General features: G+C 57.8%; 15 protein-coding genes. 11 read left to right on the top strand and 4 right to left on the bottom strand.

The features are described 5' to 3' along the window. Positions 1-292 precede the first annotated feature (292 nt). Both OHL14_RS15835 and OHL14_RS15830 read right to left on the bottom strand, forming a co-directional pair. The gene (locus OHL14_RS15835) at positions 293-748 is read right to left on the bottom strand and encodes a helix-turn-helix domain-containing protein (protein WP_263380344.1); all 456 of its coding nucleotides are present in this window, start codon (positions 746-748) and stop codon (positions 293-295) included. 157 nt (positions 749-905) lie between these two features. Then, on the bottom strand, positions 906-1,610 hold the full coding sequence (locus OHL14_RS15830) for a hypothetical protein (RefSeq protein WP_263380343.1): 705 nt from the start codon (positions 1,608-1,610) through the stop codon (positions 906-908). Between the two features lie 52 nt (positions 1,611-1,662). On the opposite strand from OHL14_RS15830, the gene OHL14_RS15825 reads away from it, so the two are divergent. The 7 genes from OHL14_RS15825 to OHL14_RS15795 all read left to right on the top strand — a co-directional run bounded on the left by OHL14_RS15825 (position 1,663) and on the right by OHL14_RS15795 (position 13,197). After that, on the top strand, positions 1,663-3,198 hold the full coding sequence (locus OHL14_RS15825) for a hypothetical protein (protein ID WP_263380342.1): 1,536 nt from the start codon (positions 1,663-1,665) through the stop codon (positions 3,196-3,198). Positions 3,199-3,203: 5 nt separating this feature from the next. Next, complete coding sequence (locus tag OHL14_RS15820; RefSeq protein WP_263380341.1) at positions 3,204-4,823, top strand: hypothetical protein; 1,620 nt, start codon at positions 3,204-3,206, stop codon at positions 4,821-4,823. Between the two features lie 16 nt (positions 4,824-4,839). Next, positions 4,840-5,946, top strand: coding sequence for an ABC transporter permease (locus OHL14_RS15815; protein ID WP_263380340.1), 1,107 nt, complete (start codon positions 4,840-4,842; stop codon positions 5,944-5,946). Between the two features lie 17 nt (positions 5,947-5,963). Further along, positions 5,964-6,914, top strand: a complete 951-nt coding sequence (locus OHL14_RS15810; RefSeq protein ID WP_263380339.1) for a hypothetical protein — start codon at positions 5,964-5,966, stop codon at positions 6,912-6,914. Positions 6,915-7,023: 109 nt separating this feature from the next. Then, positions 7,024-8,721 carry an ArnT family glycosyltransferase gene (locus tag OHL14_RS15805; RefSeq protein WP_263380338.1) on the top strand — a complete coding sequence of 566 codons (1,698 nt, stop codon included), beginning with the start codon at positions 7,024-7,026 and terminating at the stop codon, positions 8,719-8,721. 106 nt (positions 8,722-8,827) lie between these two features. Next, the gene (locus OHL14_RS15800; RefSeq protein WP_263380337.1) at positions 8,828-10,333 is read left to right on the top strand and encodes a hypothetical protein; all 1,506 of its coding nucleotides are present in this window, start codon (positions 8,828-8,830) and stop codon (positions 10,331-10,333) included. Positions 10,334-10,518: 185 nt separating this feature from the next. Then, entirely contained in the window at positions 10,519-13,197 is a 2,679-nt protein-coding gene (locus OHL14_RS15795) for a TonB-dependent receptor (RefSeq protein ID WP_263380336.1), read from the top strand. 18 nt (positions 13,198-13,215) lie between these two features. On the opposite strand, the gene OHL14_RS15790 is transcribed toward OHL14_RS15795, so the two are convergent. After that, entirely contained in the window at positions 13,216-13,482 is a 267-nt protein-coding gene (locus tag OHL14_RS15790; protein WP_263380335.1) for an energy transducer TonB, read from the bottom strand. Between the two features lie 46 nt (positions 13,483-13,528). Beyond that, the gene (locus OHL14_RS15785) at positions 13,529-14,008 is read right to left on the bottom strand and encodes a hypothetical protein (protein ID WP_263380334.1); all 480 of its coding nucleotides are present in this window, start codon (positions 14,006-14,008) and stop codon (positions 13,529-13,531) included. Between the two features lie 430 nt (positions 14,009-14,438). Between OHL14_RS15785 and rplM the strand changes: the two genes are divergently transcribed. The 4 genes from rplM (at position 14,439) to tsf (ending at position 17,333) form a co-directional block, all read left to right on the top strand. Then, the gene (gene rplM / locus OHL14_RS15780; RefSeq protein WP_263380333.1) at positions 14,439-14,900 is read left to right on the top strand and encodes a 50S ribosomal protein L13; all 462 of its coding nucleotides are present in this window, start codon (positions 14,439-14,441) and stop codon (positions 14,898-14,900) included. Positions 14,901-14,963: 63 nt separating this feature from the next. Further along, entirely contained in the window at positions 14,964-15,359 is a 396-nt protein-coding gene (gene rpsI / locus OHL14_RS15775) for a 30S ribosomal protein S9 (protein ID WP_263380332.1), read from the top strand. Positions 15,360-15,576: 217 nt separating this feature from the next. Continuing rightward, positions 15,577-16,515, top strand: a complete 939-nt coding sequence (rpsB, locus tag OHL14_RS15770; protein WP_263380331.1) for a 30S ribosomal protein S2 — start codon at positions 15,577-15,579, stop codon at positions 16,513-16,515. Positions 16,516-16,667: 152 nt separating this feature from the next. Further along, positions 16,668-17,333: a translation elongation factor Ts gene (gene tsf, locus OHL14_RS15765; protein WP_263380330.1), complete on the top strand. Its 666-nt coding sequence runs from the start codon at positions 16,668-16,670 to the stop codon at positions 17,331-17,333. The last annotated feature ends 10 nt before the right edge of the window (positions 17,334-17,343 follow it).

Raw genomic sequence — 17,343 nt, 5'->3', positions numbered from 1 at the left:
AGTGAACGGCACGTCGTGGCTGCGATCGAGCTGGAGTTTGCCTGGCTGCCGCATCTTGTGCGGTCCGCCGACGTGTAAGGACAGTTACAGGTCGAAAGACATAGAGCTGTCGCCGGCGCAGTCCGGAGTTTTCCCGGAATGCAGCGCAAACGTATGACTAAACGTCAGTAAATCTCAACTTGCCTGTAATGAGTGTCTATTATGCGCCTAAATGGTCAGTTTTGTGAGCCCCATTCAAACGGCATGTGCGCGGTATTCGCGCAGCGCGGATCAGGCAAGAGAGTGCTGTGTTTCAGGATTTTGCCACATTGAGCGTTTTCGAAAGAATGAGGTGGCCGGCCTGCGGCACAACCGCCATGCGCGGCTGCAGCACGAACTTCCAGGCGGCCCAGCCCAATACGACCAACGCCATCAGCATCACCAGCACTCCCAGCCACTGTGCGCCTGTCCGTGAGCGGCGATTCACGCGGCTGCGGCGCACGTTTTCTGCGAAGGACTCCCAGTCCGGCTCGGATTCTACTGCAAGGACGCTGGGGAACTTACCAAGCCACTCCTGCTCGTCGAGCCCGAGGTAGCGGCAGTAGCTGCGCACGATGCCCTTGTTGAAGACGCCGCCGGGCAACTGCGCATAGTCCTCCTGCTCCAGGGCGCGGAGATGCCGCGTTGGCACCTTGGTGCCTTCGGCGATGGATTCCAGCGTGATCCGGCGCCGTTGGCGCTCTAATTGCAGCTCTTTACCAAACGACAAAGCGTGCTCCGTTGGCCCGTGCTTACCGGCTCTTTCCTGCTTACATTAGATCGGCGCACCGAACTCGACGGCTCTATGGAAACAGCGCGACGCTCCCATGGAAGGATGCCACGGTTTCGGTGCAAATTGCCACTCCGTGAATCCAGAAGGGTACGCCTCAGTTGCGGGGTAGAGCGTTGACCGGAATCAAGGCAATTTGCCTCAGGGCCAGCTCCAGGGTCAGGGGTAGCGTGACCAACGCCATGGGTAGAAAGATGCGCACCTCGTCGAGCCGGCCCATGGTGATCCAAAGCAGGAGATGAAAGAACGCCGCCAATATGAGGGAAGCGCCTGCTCCTTCTCCCCAGCAACGCTGGCGGAATACTTGAGAGAGGGTCCAGAGAAACGGGGTTATGTAGACCAGGCAGGAGACCCACAGCACCAGTTGGCGATAGTCGTGTAAGAGCATGAACACGGGCACGCCGTCGTAGCTGGCGTTGGGGTAAAGCACCCGGGAGAGATAGAGCTGTACAGCCACGGAGAGCAGTATGCCGAGAGCGCTGGTCGTTAGTGCGGCGCGGCGTGAAAGCGACAGTTGCTGTGGCAGATGCAGCGCGCTGGCAATAAATACGCCCAGGCACATCGTCAGCGCGAGGTCAGCGCGGATAAAACTCTGCAACACAACCAGCGCAAGCAGCGCTGAGGCGATGGCGGCGGCTCTACCGTAAGTGCTCCGGGTGCGCTCTGCGGACGGAGACCATAACCAGGCCATCAGGGCTACTAGGACGGCGCTAGGTAGCGTACCGACCTTCTGGTACCAGAGTGTCCAGTCAAGCGCATAAAGCGCCAGCGCGACAAAGCCTGCGGAGCCGCTATGCCTCATCTAAGCCGGTTCCTTTACGCGGCGGTAGCAGTTGCGTACACTCCGTTATAAAGTGTTGATTCAGCTGCCTGATCGCATCTCGTTGGCGAAGGCCGTCCTTTTTGGCGCGGTGCTTTTTTGCGTACAGCAAGCCCAACACACAGATCTCACATTCAGTGTTTTATTCTTTGGGTATCTGATCCTCAGCGTCATAACATTCAATATTGCCGGGGGCTTTTCTAAGGCTTCGGGCGCATATGTGTTCCTCTCGATGGCCCTTACTGTGGGCATTGGCGTGTTGTGGAAAGCGATACTTGGAGAGCCCGCAGACTCAAATCTACTGGTCCCCCAGTTTGATATGGCTTGCTATACGGCGAGCATGTTCTCGTTGCTGCTTGTTATTGTGGCAACTAAAAAGCTTGTAGGCTTATCGCGAGGTATAGCTCCTGTTGAGCCCAATTACACTCTGTCTGCTACGGGTTGCCTGATAGTCGGAATACTTCAGACGATTTTGAATAACTTTGCGACTGGTGGGACTGGGAGCTTTATGTCTGCATTTAATCAGCTCAGCCAGTTTTATCCACTAGCAATTATCCTTGGTACTATCGGTGCGATCCGTGAGAGCGGCGGGCGGCGCTCCGTGAATTTTGTCAGCAGCATGGCTATGGCCCTTGTGTTTGCCAGCGGCACCTTGGTTTTCAGCAAACAGGGGATGCTGATGTCTGGAGCTTGCTGGATTGTTGCCGCCGCCTTCACCCGTTACAAATTGCGATTAATAAACGTGATAGCTCTTGCTCTCTTCGGATATTTTGCTTTCGCTATATCACCCACGATTGCGGCAGGGCGTCAACGCATAAGAGAGGGTGCCGGAAACCTCGATCGGGCAGCTCTTGTGTACGAGATTGTCACTCACATGCATGAGTTTAAGGAGATTGAGCAGGAGTCAGAAGAACACGTCCTAGAAACGCAGGGAAGGAGCGGTTACTACAACGAGCACCAAGGGCTTGTTGACCGACTTTCCATGTTGTCAGTTGACGATACCTTTTTCAATTATGCGAGCAAAAGTAATCATATCGATTACAAGCCCGTTCTAGATAACTACGAGAATCTAATTCCACATGTAATCGACCCCGATAAGCCCGTGCCTCTGAGCGGCAATTATTATGCACATCAGATAGGTGGTTTTCTGGCTGGCGATGATGACTCCACCGGTATCTCATTTAGTCCAATTCCTGAAGCGTTTTATGTTGGCGGATGGGCGGGTATCTTCTTGTTGCTGCCGTTCATATGGCTTTGCCTCTTTTGCACCGTTGACTACATTTGTGGTGATTTGCGGCGTTATCCATGGGGACTTTTCATGGTCGTCGTCTTTGCTCATTCTGCCCCAGAGAGTTTACTTGGGGGGCTAATCTGGTTGACTGGCTTCGGGAACTTAGGGCTCGTTATAGGTATCTTGTTTTGTACGTATGTCACCCCTGTCATCGGAGCGCTCTTCTCTGGAAAAAACCGCTTTGCAGAGCGCGCCTCCAAGACTCTCGACCTCTCCGGTCAAGGCGTTGTCCCGCTGACCGCGCCATTGATGAAGAACCCAAATCGTTGGATATCTTAGGCCCCATGTCTTTCGCTCTCAAACCTCGCCGCGATCGCTTCCTTTGTGCTGCTGCTTACGTGCTGGTCTTCCTCATGTTGGCCTCTGTGCTGCATGGCCAGTGGGGGTTTCCGCTCGACGACTCGTGGATTCATCAGGTCATCGCGCGCAACTTCGCTCAGACGCACCACCTCGGATTCATCCCCGGACACCTGACTGCCGGATCTACAAGCCTGCTCTGGAGTTGCCTCTTGGCGACGTACTGGTGGGCTTTGCCCGGCGTCTGTCCTGTGTTGCTCTCGACACTCACCAGTCTTCTGCTGCTGGCCGGTGTCGGCTATACGCTTAAGGCGCTCACGGAAGAGGACAGGCTTCCGCTGACGTTGGGCTGGTGCTTCGCGCTCGCGCCGCTGGCCAGTGGAAACTTTCTGTGGCTCGGGCTCATTGGCATGGAGCATCTTCTCTTTGTGCTGCTGGCGCTCTGCGTTTTGCGCCGCTGGTTTCAGCCGGAGCGAGGTCGCGGAGACCTTCTGCAGCTAGGTCTTCTTTCCTTCCTCTTCGTTCTCACCCGACCGGAGGCGCTCTTCCTTTGCGTTTTCCTTCTGCTGAGCTCGCGCCTGGCGCATCGAAGTTTTCGCGCTGTCCTCTCTGTTCTCTCGGGAGTACTGGCCGCGTCCGTCATCTTCTGTGCCACCAACTGGGCCATCGGTCATCATCTCTCGCCCCAGACCATGCAGGGACGGCAGTTCCTCTATCGAGTCACCCCGCAGGCTGGCCTCACGCTGCGGCTGGAGTTCCTTGGGCAGATCTTTGCGCGCTTTCTAAAGACCTGGAGCTTCGACGCATCGCGCAACTATCTTCATCACGGGGGGCTTCTGATTGGCGTCCCTATCGTCTGCGCGCTGGCGCTGTTTGCCATACTTGGCGTGCGGGCTCTGTGGAGTACCAAGGCGACGCGGCTACTGTGCTTATGTGCCTGGGCAGCTCTCATCATCGCGCTCTACACCGTGATCCTGCCGTCCACCGGACATGGAGGACGCTACCTCGCTCTCCCGATGCTGCTGTTTCTTCCGCTGGAGTTTCTGGGTTTCTATCACCTTTTGCTGCTGCTGCCACCGCTCCGTGCGCGAGCAGGTATTCTCACCTTGCTGGTTGCGTTGAGCTCGGCGGTCTGGTCTATCCACTCCTGGCGACAGGCACTGACCTCGCAGGTGAGGCAGATAGAGACCGAGCACGGCGGCATGGCGACCTGGTTGCAGACGGCCCTTCCACCACAGGCGCTCGCACAGAACCAGGTAGCCATATTTGATATCGGTCGCATGGGCTTTCAACTCAACGGGCACCTTGTCGATCTCGGCGGTCTCGTAGACCCCCAATATTTCGAAGACCTCAGCCATGGCCGTCTCGCAACATATCTCTTCACCCACAACGTCCGCTACATGGTGCTCCCTTCCATGAAGGACGACGACAGCGCGGAGTGGAAGGGCAGGCTTGGTCTGACGAGTAATAAGCAGGTAAAACTCGTTCCGCTGCACAGCGTATGCGCGAGCCCCGCAGATGACGACCTCGCAGAATCTTCGGCAAGTACGGCCTACGGCTGTCAGCGAGCCTATAGACTTATCTATAACGACGAACCGTCTCAATAGGAACTACGAAGCGCCCATGAACAAACTGATTGTCGGAAATCTGGTCCACCGTCCTCTGCGCTCGATCATCAGCGCACTTGCTATTGCTATTGAGGTGGTGATGATCCTCTCCATCGTCGGCATCTTCAATGGCATCCTCAACGGCAGCCGCACGCAGAACGCGGGAACCGGCATGGACATGGTCGTGCATCCCGGAGCGTCCAGCGCGATCCTCAGCACCAGCTCTGCTTCCGCTGATGTGCGCGTTGCCAACGTCCTGCGCGATCTCCCGCACGTTGCTGTCGTCGCTCCAGTCAATATCAAGATGAACCTCTCCAGCTCCGTGGAGAATATCTTCGGCATTGACTTCAAAAGCTACAACGATCTCCGTCCCTTCACCTTTATCGCCGGCGGTCCATTTCAAAATAAGTACGACATGATCATCGACGATCTGCAGGCCTCTGCGAAGCCGAACATGCGCGTCGGAAGCACCATCAAGTCGCTGAACCATATCTTCACCATCTGCGGCATCGTGCAGCATGGTAAGGGCAGCCGCAAGTTCATCCCGCTTGAGACGATGGACGAGATTGACAATAATCCTGGCAAGGCCTCGGTGTTCTACCTCCGCACAGAAGGCGAGCCCAAGTTTCAGGAGCAAGTGCGCTCGGAGATCTCGCATACTGACGGTCTGCAGGACTGGAGTGTGCAGACGTTGAGCGAACTGCTTGAGAGCCTGACCCCTGACCACATTCCCGGCTTCAACATTGCTGTGCGTGTGGTGATCGGCATCGCCACCATCATTGGTTTTCTGGTCATCTTCCAGTCGATGTACACAGCCGTTATGGAGCGTACTCGAGAGATTGGCATCCTCAAGTCGATGGGCGCGGGCAAGTTCTCTATCGTATCGATGGTGCTTCGCGAGACCGGGCTACTGGCCTCAGTTGGCATCGCGCTCGGCATTATCTTCTCGTACATTTTGAAGAACTTCCTCCACGCGCGCTTTCCGACGCTCAGTTTCCAGTTGACCGGCGCATGGGATGTGAAGGCGATCCTCATCGCGCTTGCCGGTGCAATCTTTGGCTCGCTCTACCCGGCGCTCAAAGCTGCGCGCAAAGACCCCATCGACGCGCTGTCATACGAATAAAAGAATGGAGGGCCGTCTTGCGCAGAGCTGTCACACTCTTTCTTCTGCTGCTGGCCACCACGCACTGCGTGCTCTCCATTTTCTTCGTCAATCTCTCCTATCTCGATCTGCATCGGTATGGTGCGGGGCTTGAGTCGCTGCCCTTTCAGCGCCGTCTGCTACTAGTTCCCTTTGTGCGCTGGGCGGAGTCATCGCATCTGCTGGCGTCTGCAGCTTCACGCTATACACGCTACTTGAACCAATATGAGCTCTTTACGGCAGCGAAGCTGGGATGCCTGTTGCTGGGTATTCTGGCGGTCAATGCGCTTGGCCTCTTCAGCCTTCGTTTTGCACGCAGACAGGGGCTTCGTTGCGAGTGGCTTCCGTGGGCTATGCTGCTCGTCATCGTGTATGCCAGCTACGCCGCGCGCTTTGAGCAGGCGCTCTGGTATCCGTACGACCTGCCGCATCTCGCGCTTTTTGGCGCCGCCACGCTTTGTCTGCTGGGTGACGAACCATGGCTCTTCCTCTGCTTTATGGCCGTCGATGTGTTCACTCGCGAGACGTCGCTCTATTTGATAGTCGTCACTTTTGCCGCGCGCTACGGTAGCGCGAAGTGGCGTGCGGTTTCGCTCACTGGCATGGCGCTCTGGATGGTCAGCTATTTAATCGGCGTGCATCTGTACCCGCATAATCCGTATCGGCTTAACGGTGTTGCCTGGTATCGTATGGCCGCGCCGTGGCACTGGCCTCAACTATTCTCGATTGTGGGTTTTTTGTGGATACCGGTGTTGCTGGCGCGGGGAGCGCTCTCTCCGCTGCAGCGCAAAACGCTCTACCTTGCCAGCCTCTGTATGGCCGGGACGTTCTTCTTCGCCACTTGGAATGAGACCCGCGCCTGGCTGGAGTGGTCCACCCTCTTCGCTGCCGTCGCTGCCGTCGAGCTTGAAGTGGCCCTCGGCTCGCAGCGGCAAGTTCCGCTCTTATAATCGGAAACATCCAACAGCTAGTTTTCGTATAAGCCTGTAATGACAGCAGCACAGGCATCCACTTTTCTTCTGTCGCCATCGTATCCGTTCTTCGAGCCTTTGTTTTTTCATGAACCCACAGCCCTCCTCACAATCCGCGCCGAAGAAAACCTCGAACTTCTCGCGTTTTGTCGCGTGGTTGCTTTTGGCCGGAGCTGGGCTCTTCTTTGTGCTGCACTTCTTGCACCTCACCGCTGACTTTCCGAATAATTCACCCTGGAACGACTGGTCGAAGTACACCGATGAAGGCTGGTACGGCGACGCCGCGATCCGTCATATGCTCTTTGGGCATTGGTACTTCGCCGGCGACTTCAACCCAGCCGCAGCTTTGCCCGTTTGGCCGTTGCTGGAATTACTTGCATTCAAGATCGGTGGCGTCTCCGTCACCTCGGCGCGAGCGTTCGCACTCGTTGTCTTCGCCGTCACGCTGGTGACGTTCTATCTGCTCATCGAGCGCCACGCGCGCCCGCGCAACGATCATTCCGGTCGGTCTCTGGCAGCTCCCATCGCCATGCTTCTGCTCTGCACCAGCCCGTTCCTGTTCGTCTTCGAGCGCATGGCTATTCTGGAGCCGTTGCTCATCGCATTGAATGCGCTCGGCATTCTCGCCGCCTCACATCTGCATCCGCTGCAGTTATTGCAGGGCAGCGCCGTGCCGCGTCCGACCAACTCGCAAAGACTCAAGTCGCTGCTGCCAACGCTGATCCTCATGTTGCTTATCCCGGCGGCGATCCTGACAAAGACGACGGCAGTCTTCCTACTGCCTTCGATCGCGTATATGATCTGGGCGCGTGCGGGCTACCGGTTCGGGCCAGCCCTCAAGCTCGCGTTACCACCGTTTGTGGGGGGATTCAGTCTCTGGGTTGCATACTTCGTGCTGCTGGTGCGCCCGCACTATCTGGAGGACTACAAGTACCTCTTCTCTGCGAATGCCTACACCGGCATCTCGCTTGAACCGTTGGCCACCGTTGTGCTCAATACGCTCTCGGACGGTTTATGGATGGGGCATGTTCTGTACCCGGTATTCTTCGCCGCCGTGGCTCTCACCTTCTTCTGGCGTCCGCGTCTGCTCGCGAATCCGCTTGTGCCAGCCCTGTGGCTTTGGATTGGCGGTTACTTTGCTTTCCTTGCGTATCACAACAATCTGCAGCCGCGTTATTATCTCGTCGTTGCAGTGCCCATTACGGTCTTTGTCGCCATCAGTATTGACGCCTTCCGGCAGCCACGTCATCCGGAGCAGGCCTCGGTTCCGCGCCGCGTAGTAGAGGGAATTCTTGCCACCGCCGTCATCCTCGCGATCGCACTCCCCGACGCAGTGCAACAGATCCGCTTCCTCCGCGACCCTACCTATGACTTTCTCGCTGCGGCGCAGTCCATTCGTAAGATCGTGCTCGACGATAAGACGCACCCTCACCTGATTCTCTCTATCTCCGGCTCAGACCTCACGCTGATGACGGGTCTGCCTTCCATCGACGACGACTTCGGCACCGACGACCTCGATGTGCGCGTCAGAAAGTATCAGCCCGGCTGGTACATCGCCTGGAACGATGTTGAGGATGACAAGGCCGATGCCATCACGCCTCTCTACAACATGGAGCGCATCGCTGCGTTTCCAGTAATGGATGATCCCGACCGCAACCTGCTGATCGTCTATCGTCTCGACCCCAAACCCCCAACGCCCGAGGTGCATCGACCGAAGAGACGCACGCCGAAGCCACTGGTTACGAAGCTGGGCCAGCAGCCAAGCGTCCCTCAGCTCGAGCATTAGAAGCTTGCCATAGCCAGAACTCACTTTGCGTTGCGAGGGCATCTGGCGCATCATGAAACCAGACATGGACGCGATACTCACGCCCTCACATAGCAAGCGCTTGTCCATGCCTTTACTCGCGTGGCTACTGGTCGCGGCCAGCGCCGTGTTAGCCGTGCTTTGGTTCTTCGCGGCGCTCGGCTATTGGGAGGATGACGCTTACATCCATCTTGAGTTCGCGCGGTCTCTCGCCGACGGCCATGGATTCTGCTTCAATCGCCATCTTGTCTACGGAGATACCTCGCCACTCTGGGTGTGGCTGCTGGTAGCCTTTCATGTCGTGATTCCGAGCTGGCTCGCGGCGGGCAAGACACTCACAGCGGCGGCTGCTGTCGTCACGTTGAGCGGGGTCTTCGCCTACGCACGTTCGCTCGTCAGGCGCTGGTTTGCAGATGATGCTGCTGATATCTTTGCCGCGTCCATGCTGCTGGTCTTCGTGCTGAATCCTTACTTCGGTTATTGGGCTTTCTCTGGCATGGAAGCGCTCGGTGCTGCGGGGCTCGTCTGCTGGACCTGCGTGCTTCTCGCGCCACGCCATCTGCGCTGGCCGCGACTGCTCGCTGCTGCGTTGTTGGCGGGCCTCGCGCCGTTGCTCCGGCCGGAGATGTCTTTCTTCACGCTGCTCGTAGCTCTGGTTCTCTTCCAGCGTCTTCGCCACCTACACGGGTCGCTCACGCTGCGAGTCGATACCTCCCTCGCCGCGCTGGCTTTTCTCAGCGCTCCCGCCGTCGGCTGGGGGCTATACGCGCTGCATACCTTCGGTAGCGTTCTGCCTAACACCAACGCAGCGAAGCGTGCAGGCCCTGCAGACTCCGTCCTCGCACGATTGGTCCATCTCTATGTCTTCGGCTATCCCGCGACGGTCCTCGGCTGTGCGGTGCTGCTGGTGGTGTTGTTTGGATACCTGGGGAAAAAGCACACGCAGAGTGATTCCCTTTTTTTTTCACTCCACGCCGGCGGCTGGCTGCTCTTTGCGTGGACCGCGATGAATGGCTGTTTCTACATCGCGAACCACACCCTGGTGCAGACGCGCTACATCTTCGTCACCGCTCCCGTGCTCACGATTGCGGTGCTAGCGCTGATGGCTCTTCGACTGCCGGTTTTCTATCGCATTCTGCTCGCCGTGGCCGTTCTCTTCGGGGCCATCACCAGCCTTACCTCAACGCGCCTGTCGATTCATAACAAAGTCATCGGCGATAACATCTACGCGCAGATGTCGTCTTTCCTCGAGACGCTCCCGCCCGGCGCTCCTGTGGCGCTTTATGCCATCGGCGAACCTGCGTTTCTCTCGCAACACCCCGTCATCGATACGGGTGGCATCACTCGGCCAGGGGTTATCCCCTACATTCACGACACCAACGACGATCACATCACCCGTTGGATCTATTCGCAGGGAGCGCAGTACCAGGTCATCGATCACGCCCCTGTGGCCGGGGCGCAACTCATCTGGTCGCGGGATCTGCCGTCGACTGGCTGGTATCTGGATCCGCGACGGTACCGAGCGATGGAACGGTTACAAATCTGGAAGTTGCCGATGTTCGCACCCCATAATGAAAAACGATCGGACAAATAGAGACTTTTGGATATCATTCAGTAACGCATTCTTAATCGACCTCTCAGCCGGTACGCTCCACGCTGTAGTGTCTTGGGTTGGTATCCATGCTTTACCTCAGGCGAGCTCGCTGTGCTTTTTGGCTCACCTTTAGCTGCCTTGTCGGAGTATCGCAACACGACTGTATATCGCAGTCGCAATCCCCCTTGGCGTCTGTCTCCGGCACAGTCTTTGATCCCTCCGGCGCACGCATTCCGCGTGCGGCTGTTCGCATTCAGAGCATTCATCTTTCACGTGATCTGGCTACTGATGGAGAGGGGCACTTCTCCGTGCAGTTGCCGGTGGGCGACTACCAGCTGTCCATCACGGCCAAAGGTTTTGCAGCTTATAGCGGGCCTCTTTCGCTGACCTCGGCTGCGACCGCCGTACATCTTGAACTCCCAATGGCCATTGAGGTCCGTCCCGAAGAGATTGCCGTCCCGGTGGATGATGCCGCTGACACCTCCGGTGCCGCCAATGCCAGCGCGTTGGTCTTCCAGGGCGCGCAGTTGGACGCCTTCTCGAACGATGATGCTACGTTTCAGAAAGAGATCGCTGCACTCGCTGGAGCGATTCCTGGAAAGTCGCCAACCTTTATCGTCGACGGCTTCACAGGCGGCCGCGTTCCGCCAAAGAGCTCGATCCTCTCTGTACGCATTAATCGGAATCCTTACTCCGCGCTTTACGATACGTTTGGCACTAACCGCATCGAGATCGCCACCAGGGCCGGGACCGAAAAGTTTCACGGGCAGGTTAACGTCAATGCGACCGACAGCCCATTGAACTCGCCGAATCCGTACATCACGGGGGCAGCGCCGCCATATTTCGTACTGAATCTCGATGGAAACCTCAGCGGCCCGATCGACAGGAAGACCTTCTTCGCACTCTCCGGAGTGTTCAACGATCAGCAGAGCAATGCTGCCCTGAACGCGATCACAGTCTCGAACGGCGTGCCGGTGTCGTACTCTCTGGGTGTTCGCGACCCGCAAACCGTCTCTACCTATGCGCTTCGCATGGACCGCCAGTTGACCCCGGCAAATCTGCTGACCGGGCGGTACGAGTTCAACCAAATCAATCAAGCCAACGGCGGTCTCGCCGCCCCGCTGACGCTCGCCTCGCAGGCTTTCGACAGCGGCTTCACGACGCAGACCTTACGCCTCTCGGACACGCAGAGCGTAGGCTCGCACTTCATCTCCGACGCTCACCTGCAGTACATCCGTTCCCGCCAGCGCCAGGACGCCCTGAGCTTAGCGCCCAGCCTTCTCGTAGAAGGTGCCTTCAACGGTGGAGGCAATCCACAACAGTCCCTGCGCGACGACCAGGACAACTTCGAGTTTCAGGAATCGATTTCGATCGATCGCAGTGCGCATTATCTCCGCTTCGGCGCGCGCTACCGCCTCACTCGCGATGCCAATCTCTCCACCGCCAATTACAACGGTCAGTACACGTTTTCCTCTATCGACTCATACATCGCTAATCAGCCCAGCCTCTACAGCCAGACCGTCGGCCAGCGAAGCTTTTCCGTCCTTACCGGCGATCTCGGCGCGTGGGCAGAGGACGAATGGCATACCGCTGATAACTTCACCCTCGATCTTGGGCTGCGTCTTGAAAGTCAGTCGGCCATTCCGGATCATCTCGACCTTGCTCCCCGCTTCGGAGCTGCATGGGCGATCCACCGCAAGAAGCAGAGCACACCCTTCATCACCGTGCGTCCCGGCGTCGGCCTCTTCTACAACCGCTTTGCCGCGGCCAACATTCTTACCACGGTTCGCCAGAACGGTGTCTCGCAACAGACCTTTGAGCTCTCGAATCCCTGCTACGACCCCAGTGGCGCACCTCCGACCACCGGAGCCTGCCCAGCACTCACCACCGTTTCGCCTACCCCGTACCGCATCGACCCCAACTTCAAGGCTGAATACGGCTGGCTCGCCGGTGTCTCCCTTGAAAAAATCATTTCTAGGTTCGGCACCGTCTCCGTCCGTTATCTCGCCATTCGCGGAGTCCATCAGTCCGACTCCCTCAACATTAACGCCCCGCTCCCTGGCACCTTCAACCCGGCCGTTCCTGGTAGTGGGGTGCGCCCACTCGGAGGCTCGCAGAACATCTATGAGTTTGCTTCGAACGGAATCTCCAAGGCGCAGATTCTCGCCTTCAGTTCGCGGCTCAATCTTACGAAGCGCGCCAACGTTTTCGTCTCCTATAACTTCAATCATCAGAATCAGGACGTCATCGGTGCCACCACCTTCGCCTCCAATTCCTACAACGTCTCGCAGGACTACGGTCGAGCTCCTCTACCTCGCCAGCAATTCTTTACCGGCGGCACCTTGCAGCTACCAGTAGGTGTTTCGCTGAACGCCTTCGCATCAGTAGCTGGCGGTATCCCGTTCAACATCACCACCGGCACCGACCTCAACGGTGACACCCTCTATAACGACCGTCCTGCCTTCGCGACGCATCCCACCTCCGCCTCGGTTCTCTACACCACCCGTTATGGCACGCTGGACGCCAACCCGCAGACCGGCGAAAAGATTGTCCCCGTGAACTACGGCAACTCCCCGAGCTTTTACTTTCTCGATCTCTCCGCAAGTCGAAGCTTCCAGATCGGTCCCCGTCCAGTGGTCCCGGTCGCCGCGCCCGGCGCAAAAACTGCCCCCCCACCCAATCGTCCCTACGCGATTACCTTCACGGTCGACGCCTACAACGTGCTGAACGCCCACAACCCCGGTCAGCCCGTAGGCGTCCTTAGCTCGCCCTATTTTGGTCAATCCGTCAGCCTGAACAACCCGTTCGGCTCCATCACGGCGGGGAATCGCATCGTCTATCTGCAGGCACAATTCAGCTTTTAGAACTACATTTTTCGACTTTCAGAAGATCCTGAAGTTTGACTCGACCGTTAGTTCCACCTTCACCGGCACACCGTCCCGCGTGGCGGGAGCAAATCGATAGCGCACGAGCGCGGCGATCGCTTGTTCGTCAAGACCAAGCCCTAACGGTTGCCGAATCACGAAATGCCCGAAATTGACCTGCTCGTCGACGATCATATCGATTGAGGTCGATCCTGAGACCTTCAACTCGCGGGCGCAATCGCTGAACGAAGGGTCAACAGACTTCAGCAGTTTCGGTGGCTTCACTGCTCCGCCAATTTTAACGACTCCGGCAGGTACTGGCCTCTCCGGCTCAACCACATTCAGGAAAATGCCTCCTCGCATACGGCTGCCAATAAGGCCGAAGAGAGGGCGCAACCTCAGCGAGCGATCCGGCGAAGATCGCGTCCAGCTCCTTGCTGAAATCACGGTCGCCCTGGCCGTCAATCTCAATCACGATCATCTCCGGACTCTTGCGAAAGATCCCTTTTTGAAAGATCGGGAGCCGCTTGACCGTGCCGACCTTCTCAAACTTCAGGCCGACTCGCTGCCCCTCGATGTGAAGGTGGTCGCCGTTCAAGGACACATTCTTCGCGTCGAAAGCTGATTCCGTGAAGGTGCCCTCGGTGTTCGCACCGACCGGGCTTCCCTTAGCATCGAACTGCAGCTTGTCGTCCATCCAGAACCCACGCAGTTGCAAGGGCTTACCCATCAGTCGAGCAGAAATCTCCGCCTCAGTGCTCTGAGCGGAAGCCACGCCGCAGCCCAAACCGAAGGCCAGAACCCATCCCATAACTCTTTTCATAGCTGCCACTTTACCCCAACTTCTTCGATACAATCGCCAAAGTCGTTGACTCCCACCCCAAACCTCGCATATTCTGAATACTCGCGCAGTCCCGCGCCCACACCTCCGTGTGCCCTGATACAAGCTTTTCAACAGGGCGGCAACGAGGCATACAGGCCCGAGACACCGAGGTGAGTCCCGCAACAGGGTAGGGCACAAATACGCCGACCCGCTCAGGCACCCACTCCCCAGCCCGCTATGTAGCTAGATGGTTTAGCTCCTTTAGGCTCTGTGCGCTCAACCGCAACTCCGGCTTTCAGCCTGCGCGGACAATCCTGTCCTCGTGCGCCCTGCCGCCAACATGCTGACTGCACTACGCTTCGAGCTTCAAGCCGCATAGTCGATTCACGAAGCCGGCAGAACCAAGGAGTAACCTACGATGAACCTCAATCAGACGACCACCATCCCCAGCGGCAAAGACATCAAGCGCAACTGGTTCGTCCTCGACGCCTCGGGTCAGACCCTCGGCCGCCTTGCTTCGCACGCGGCGCATCTGCTCGCCGGCAAGCTGAATCCCCTCTACACCCCGTACATTGACATGGGCGACCACGTCATCGTCATCAACGCCGAGAAGATCCACGTTACCGGCATGAAGGCGAGCCAAAAGCTATACCGCCGCTACACCGGTTTCCCCGGCGGCCTGCGTGAAGAGGAGTACACCAAGCTGCTCGCCCGTCGTCCCGAGAAGATTCTCGAAGAGGCCATCAAGGGCATGCTGCCCAAGTCCAAGCTCGGTCGCCAGATGGGTACCAAGCTCAAGGTCTATAAGGGTGCCGATCATCCGCACCACGCTCAGCAGCCCACCGCCCTCGCCGTTCTGGGTGGCATCAAGAAGGCTTAAGGGATTCGCCAGCTAACGCGGCACAAAGATTTTGCGAGCTATGGCTCGATGAGGATTTTCAAAATGGCAGATTTGATTCAATACTACGGAACTGGCCGCCGCAAGAGCGCAATCGCTCGCGTCTTCCTGCGCCCCGGTTCGGGCAAGTTCACCGTCAACGGCAAGCAGTTTGAGGAGTACTTCGTGACTCCCGCGCAGCGCATTGCCGCCAAGCGCCCCCTGGGCATTGCAGACATCAACGAAACCTTCGACATCCTGACCACGGTCAAGGGCGGCGGCATCAATGGGCAGGCCGATGCCGTCAAGCTCGGTATCACGCGCGCTTTGATGGAGTTCAACGTTGAGCTGCGCAAGGCGCTCAAGGCCGAAGGCTTTGTAACGCGTGATCCGCGCGGCAAGGAACGTAAGAAGTACGGCCAGAAGGGCGCTCGCGCTCGCTTCCAGTTCTCGAAGCGCTAGTTCTCTGTGGTTGTCAGTTCACAGTTTTCAGTTTTCAGTGAAGTTTTGCTGTTACTGACAACTGAGAACTGACAACCTCGATTCACCCGCATCACCCTCCGAAGCACCTACATCGGAGGCAGGACCTAAATCTCCCGACGCTTCATTGCCAGGGATTAATCCAGACCAGCCGCAGACGTCAAGCGTGCTCGGCCCGGTCTATAAACAGGAGCTTTTTATGGCTAGCATCACAATGAAGGAACTGCTCGAAGCAGGTGTACATTTCGGTCACCAGACCAAGCGCTGGAACCCCAAGATGAAGGAATACATCTTCGGCGAGCGCAACGGTATCTACATCATCGACCTGCAGAAGACCTTGAAGATGTTCAAGGAAGCTTCGAAGTTCGTGACCGACCTGACCTCCACCGGCAAGCTCATCCTCTTCGTCGGCACCAAGCGCCAGGCGCAGGATGCCGTGGCCGAGGAAGCGACCCGCGCAGGCATGCCGTACATCAACAGCCGCTGGTTGGGTGGCCTGCTCACCAACTGGGTGACCGTGCAGAAGTCTGTAAAGCGTCTCGCTGAGCTGGACGAAATGTCCACCGACGGCCGTTACGAACTGCTTACCAAGAAGGAAGTCATCAAGCTCGAGCGCGAGCGCAAGTCCCTCGCCACAAACCTCTCCGGTATCAAGGCCATGAAGCGCCTCCCCGATGCCATCTTCGTCATCGACTCGAACAACGAGGCGATCGCCGTAGCTGAGGCCCGCAAGCTCGGTATCCCGGTCGTTGCAGTGGTTGACACCAACTGCGATCCGACCGTGGTCGACTACGTTATCCCCGGCAACGACGACGCTCTCCGCGCCATTCGCCTCTTCACCACGAAGATCGCTGACTCCGCCTTCGAAGGCGTCCAGATGATCTCCGACAAGGCGTTCTCGCAGGAGTATGACGAGGTCACCCCGATCGCCACCGATTCGCACTTCATCGGTGAGGATGGTGAGGAAGTCGCTGGCGAAGTCCACGAGTCCGCTGGCGTCGCCGAGGCCTCGACCGAGGACGCTGCTGAGGACGAGAACATCGACCTCAACGCAGTCCTGGGCGGCGGCATCCGCAAGGCCCCGGCAGCAGCCGAGGCTGAGACTGAAGCAACTCCCGCCGAAGCCGTCACCGCCTAAGCGCTCCGGCTGCCTTCGTTCGGCAATGTCGAATGGAAGGAGCACGACATTAGTCGTGTTGTAACAGCCATCCAGAACAATGGTGGCGCGGGCTCAGAGCCCGCGCCACTTTTCACAACGGCCCACATCGCGCCGTGCAGAAAAAGGAACCTATGTCTACCACTGAAGCCGTAAAGATCGACGCCAAGCTCGTCAAGGAACTCCGCGAAAAGTCCGGCGCCCCCATGGGCGACTGTCTCAAGGCCCTGCAGGAAGCCAAGGGCGACATGGAAAACGCCTTCGTTGTGCTGCGCAAGCGCGGCATGGCCTCGGCCGCCAAGAAGGCAAGCCGCACCACCAACGAGGGTGCTGTCGGAACCTACATCCACGCTGGCGGTAAGATCGGCGTTCTGCTTGAGCTCAACTGCGAATCCGACTTCGTCGCCCGCACCGATGCTTTCCAGGAACTCCTGAAAGACATCGCGATGCACATCGCCGCTGTCGATCCGCGCTTCGTGGGTAAGGACGAGGTCACGCCCGAGGACATCGAGAAGGAGAAGGAGATCTACCGCGCCCAGGCAGCGGCCTCCGGCAAGCCCGCAAACATCATCGAGAAGATGCTCGAAGGCAAGATGGGCAAGTTCTACGAAGAGGTCTGCCTCCTCGACCAGCCGTTCATCAAGGACCAGTCGCAGACCATCGCGCAGGTCATCGCCACGAACGTAGCCAAGCTCGGAGAGAACATCTCGGTCCGCCGCTTTGCCCGCTTCAAGATCGGCGAGCCCAATTACACCGTAGCTTCGGCGAAGATCGTCGCGACGGAAGAAGCTGCTTCGTAAATTCCTAACC

The organism is Granulicella paludicola (assembly GCF_025685545.1).
Taxonomy (GTDB): Bacteria; Acidobacteriota; Terriglobia; order Terriglobales; family Acidobacteriaceae; genus Granulicella; species Granulicella paludicola.
Note: the sequence above shows the minus strand (reverse complement) of the source record. Positions and strands in the feature narration are given on the sequence as shown.

What these genes read in the sequence shown, in the direction of transcription:
- OHL14_RS15805 (WP_263380338.1), top strand. Translation starts at nt 7,024, where the DNA reads ATGAACCCACAGCCCTCCTCACAATCCGCGCCGAAGAAAACCTCGAAC.
- OHL14_RS15800 (WP_263380337.1), top strand. Translation starts at nt 8,828, where the DNA reads ATGCCTTTACTCGCGTGGCTACTGGTCGCGGCCAGCGCCGTGTTAGCC.
- OHL14_RS15830 (WP_263380343.1), bottom strand. Translation starts at nt 1,610, where the DNA reads ATGAGGCATAGCGGCTCCGCAGGCTTTGTCGCGCTGGCGCTTTATGCG.
- OHL14_RS15785 (WP_263380334.1), bottom strand. Translation starts at nt 14,008, where the DNA reads ATGGGATGGGTTCTGGCCTTCGGTTTGGGCTGCGGCGTGGCTTCCGCT.
- OHL14_RS15815 (WP_263380340.1), top strand. Translation starts at nt 4,840, where the DNA reads ATGAACAAACTGATTGTCGGAAATCTGGTCCACCGTCCTCTGCGCTCG.
- OHL14_RS15820 (WP_263380341.1), top strand. Translation starts at nt 3,204, where the DNA reads ATGTCTTTCGCTCTCAAACCTCGCCGCGATCGCTTCCTTTGTGCTGCT.
- tsf (WP_263380330.1), top strand. Translation starts at nt 16,668, where the DNA reads ATGTCTACCACTGAAGCCGTAAAGATCGACGCCAAGCTCGTCAAGGAA.
- rplM (WP_263380333.1), top strand. Translation starts at nt 14,439, where the DNA reads ATGAACCTCAATCAGACGACCACCATCCCCAGCGGCAAAGACATCAAG.
- rpsI (WP_263380332.1), top strand. Translation starts at nt 14,964, where the DNA reads ATGGCAGATTTGATTCAATACTACGGAACTGGCCGCCGCAAGAGCGCA.
- rpsB (WP_263380331.1), top strand. Translation starts at nt 15,577, where the DNA reads ATGGCTAGCATCACAATGAAGGAACTGCTCGAAGCAGGTGTACATTTC.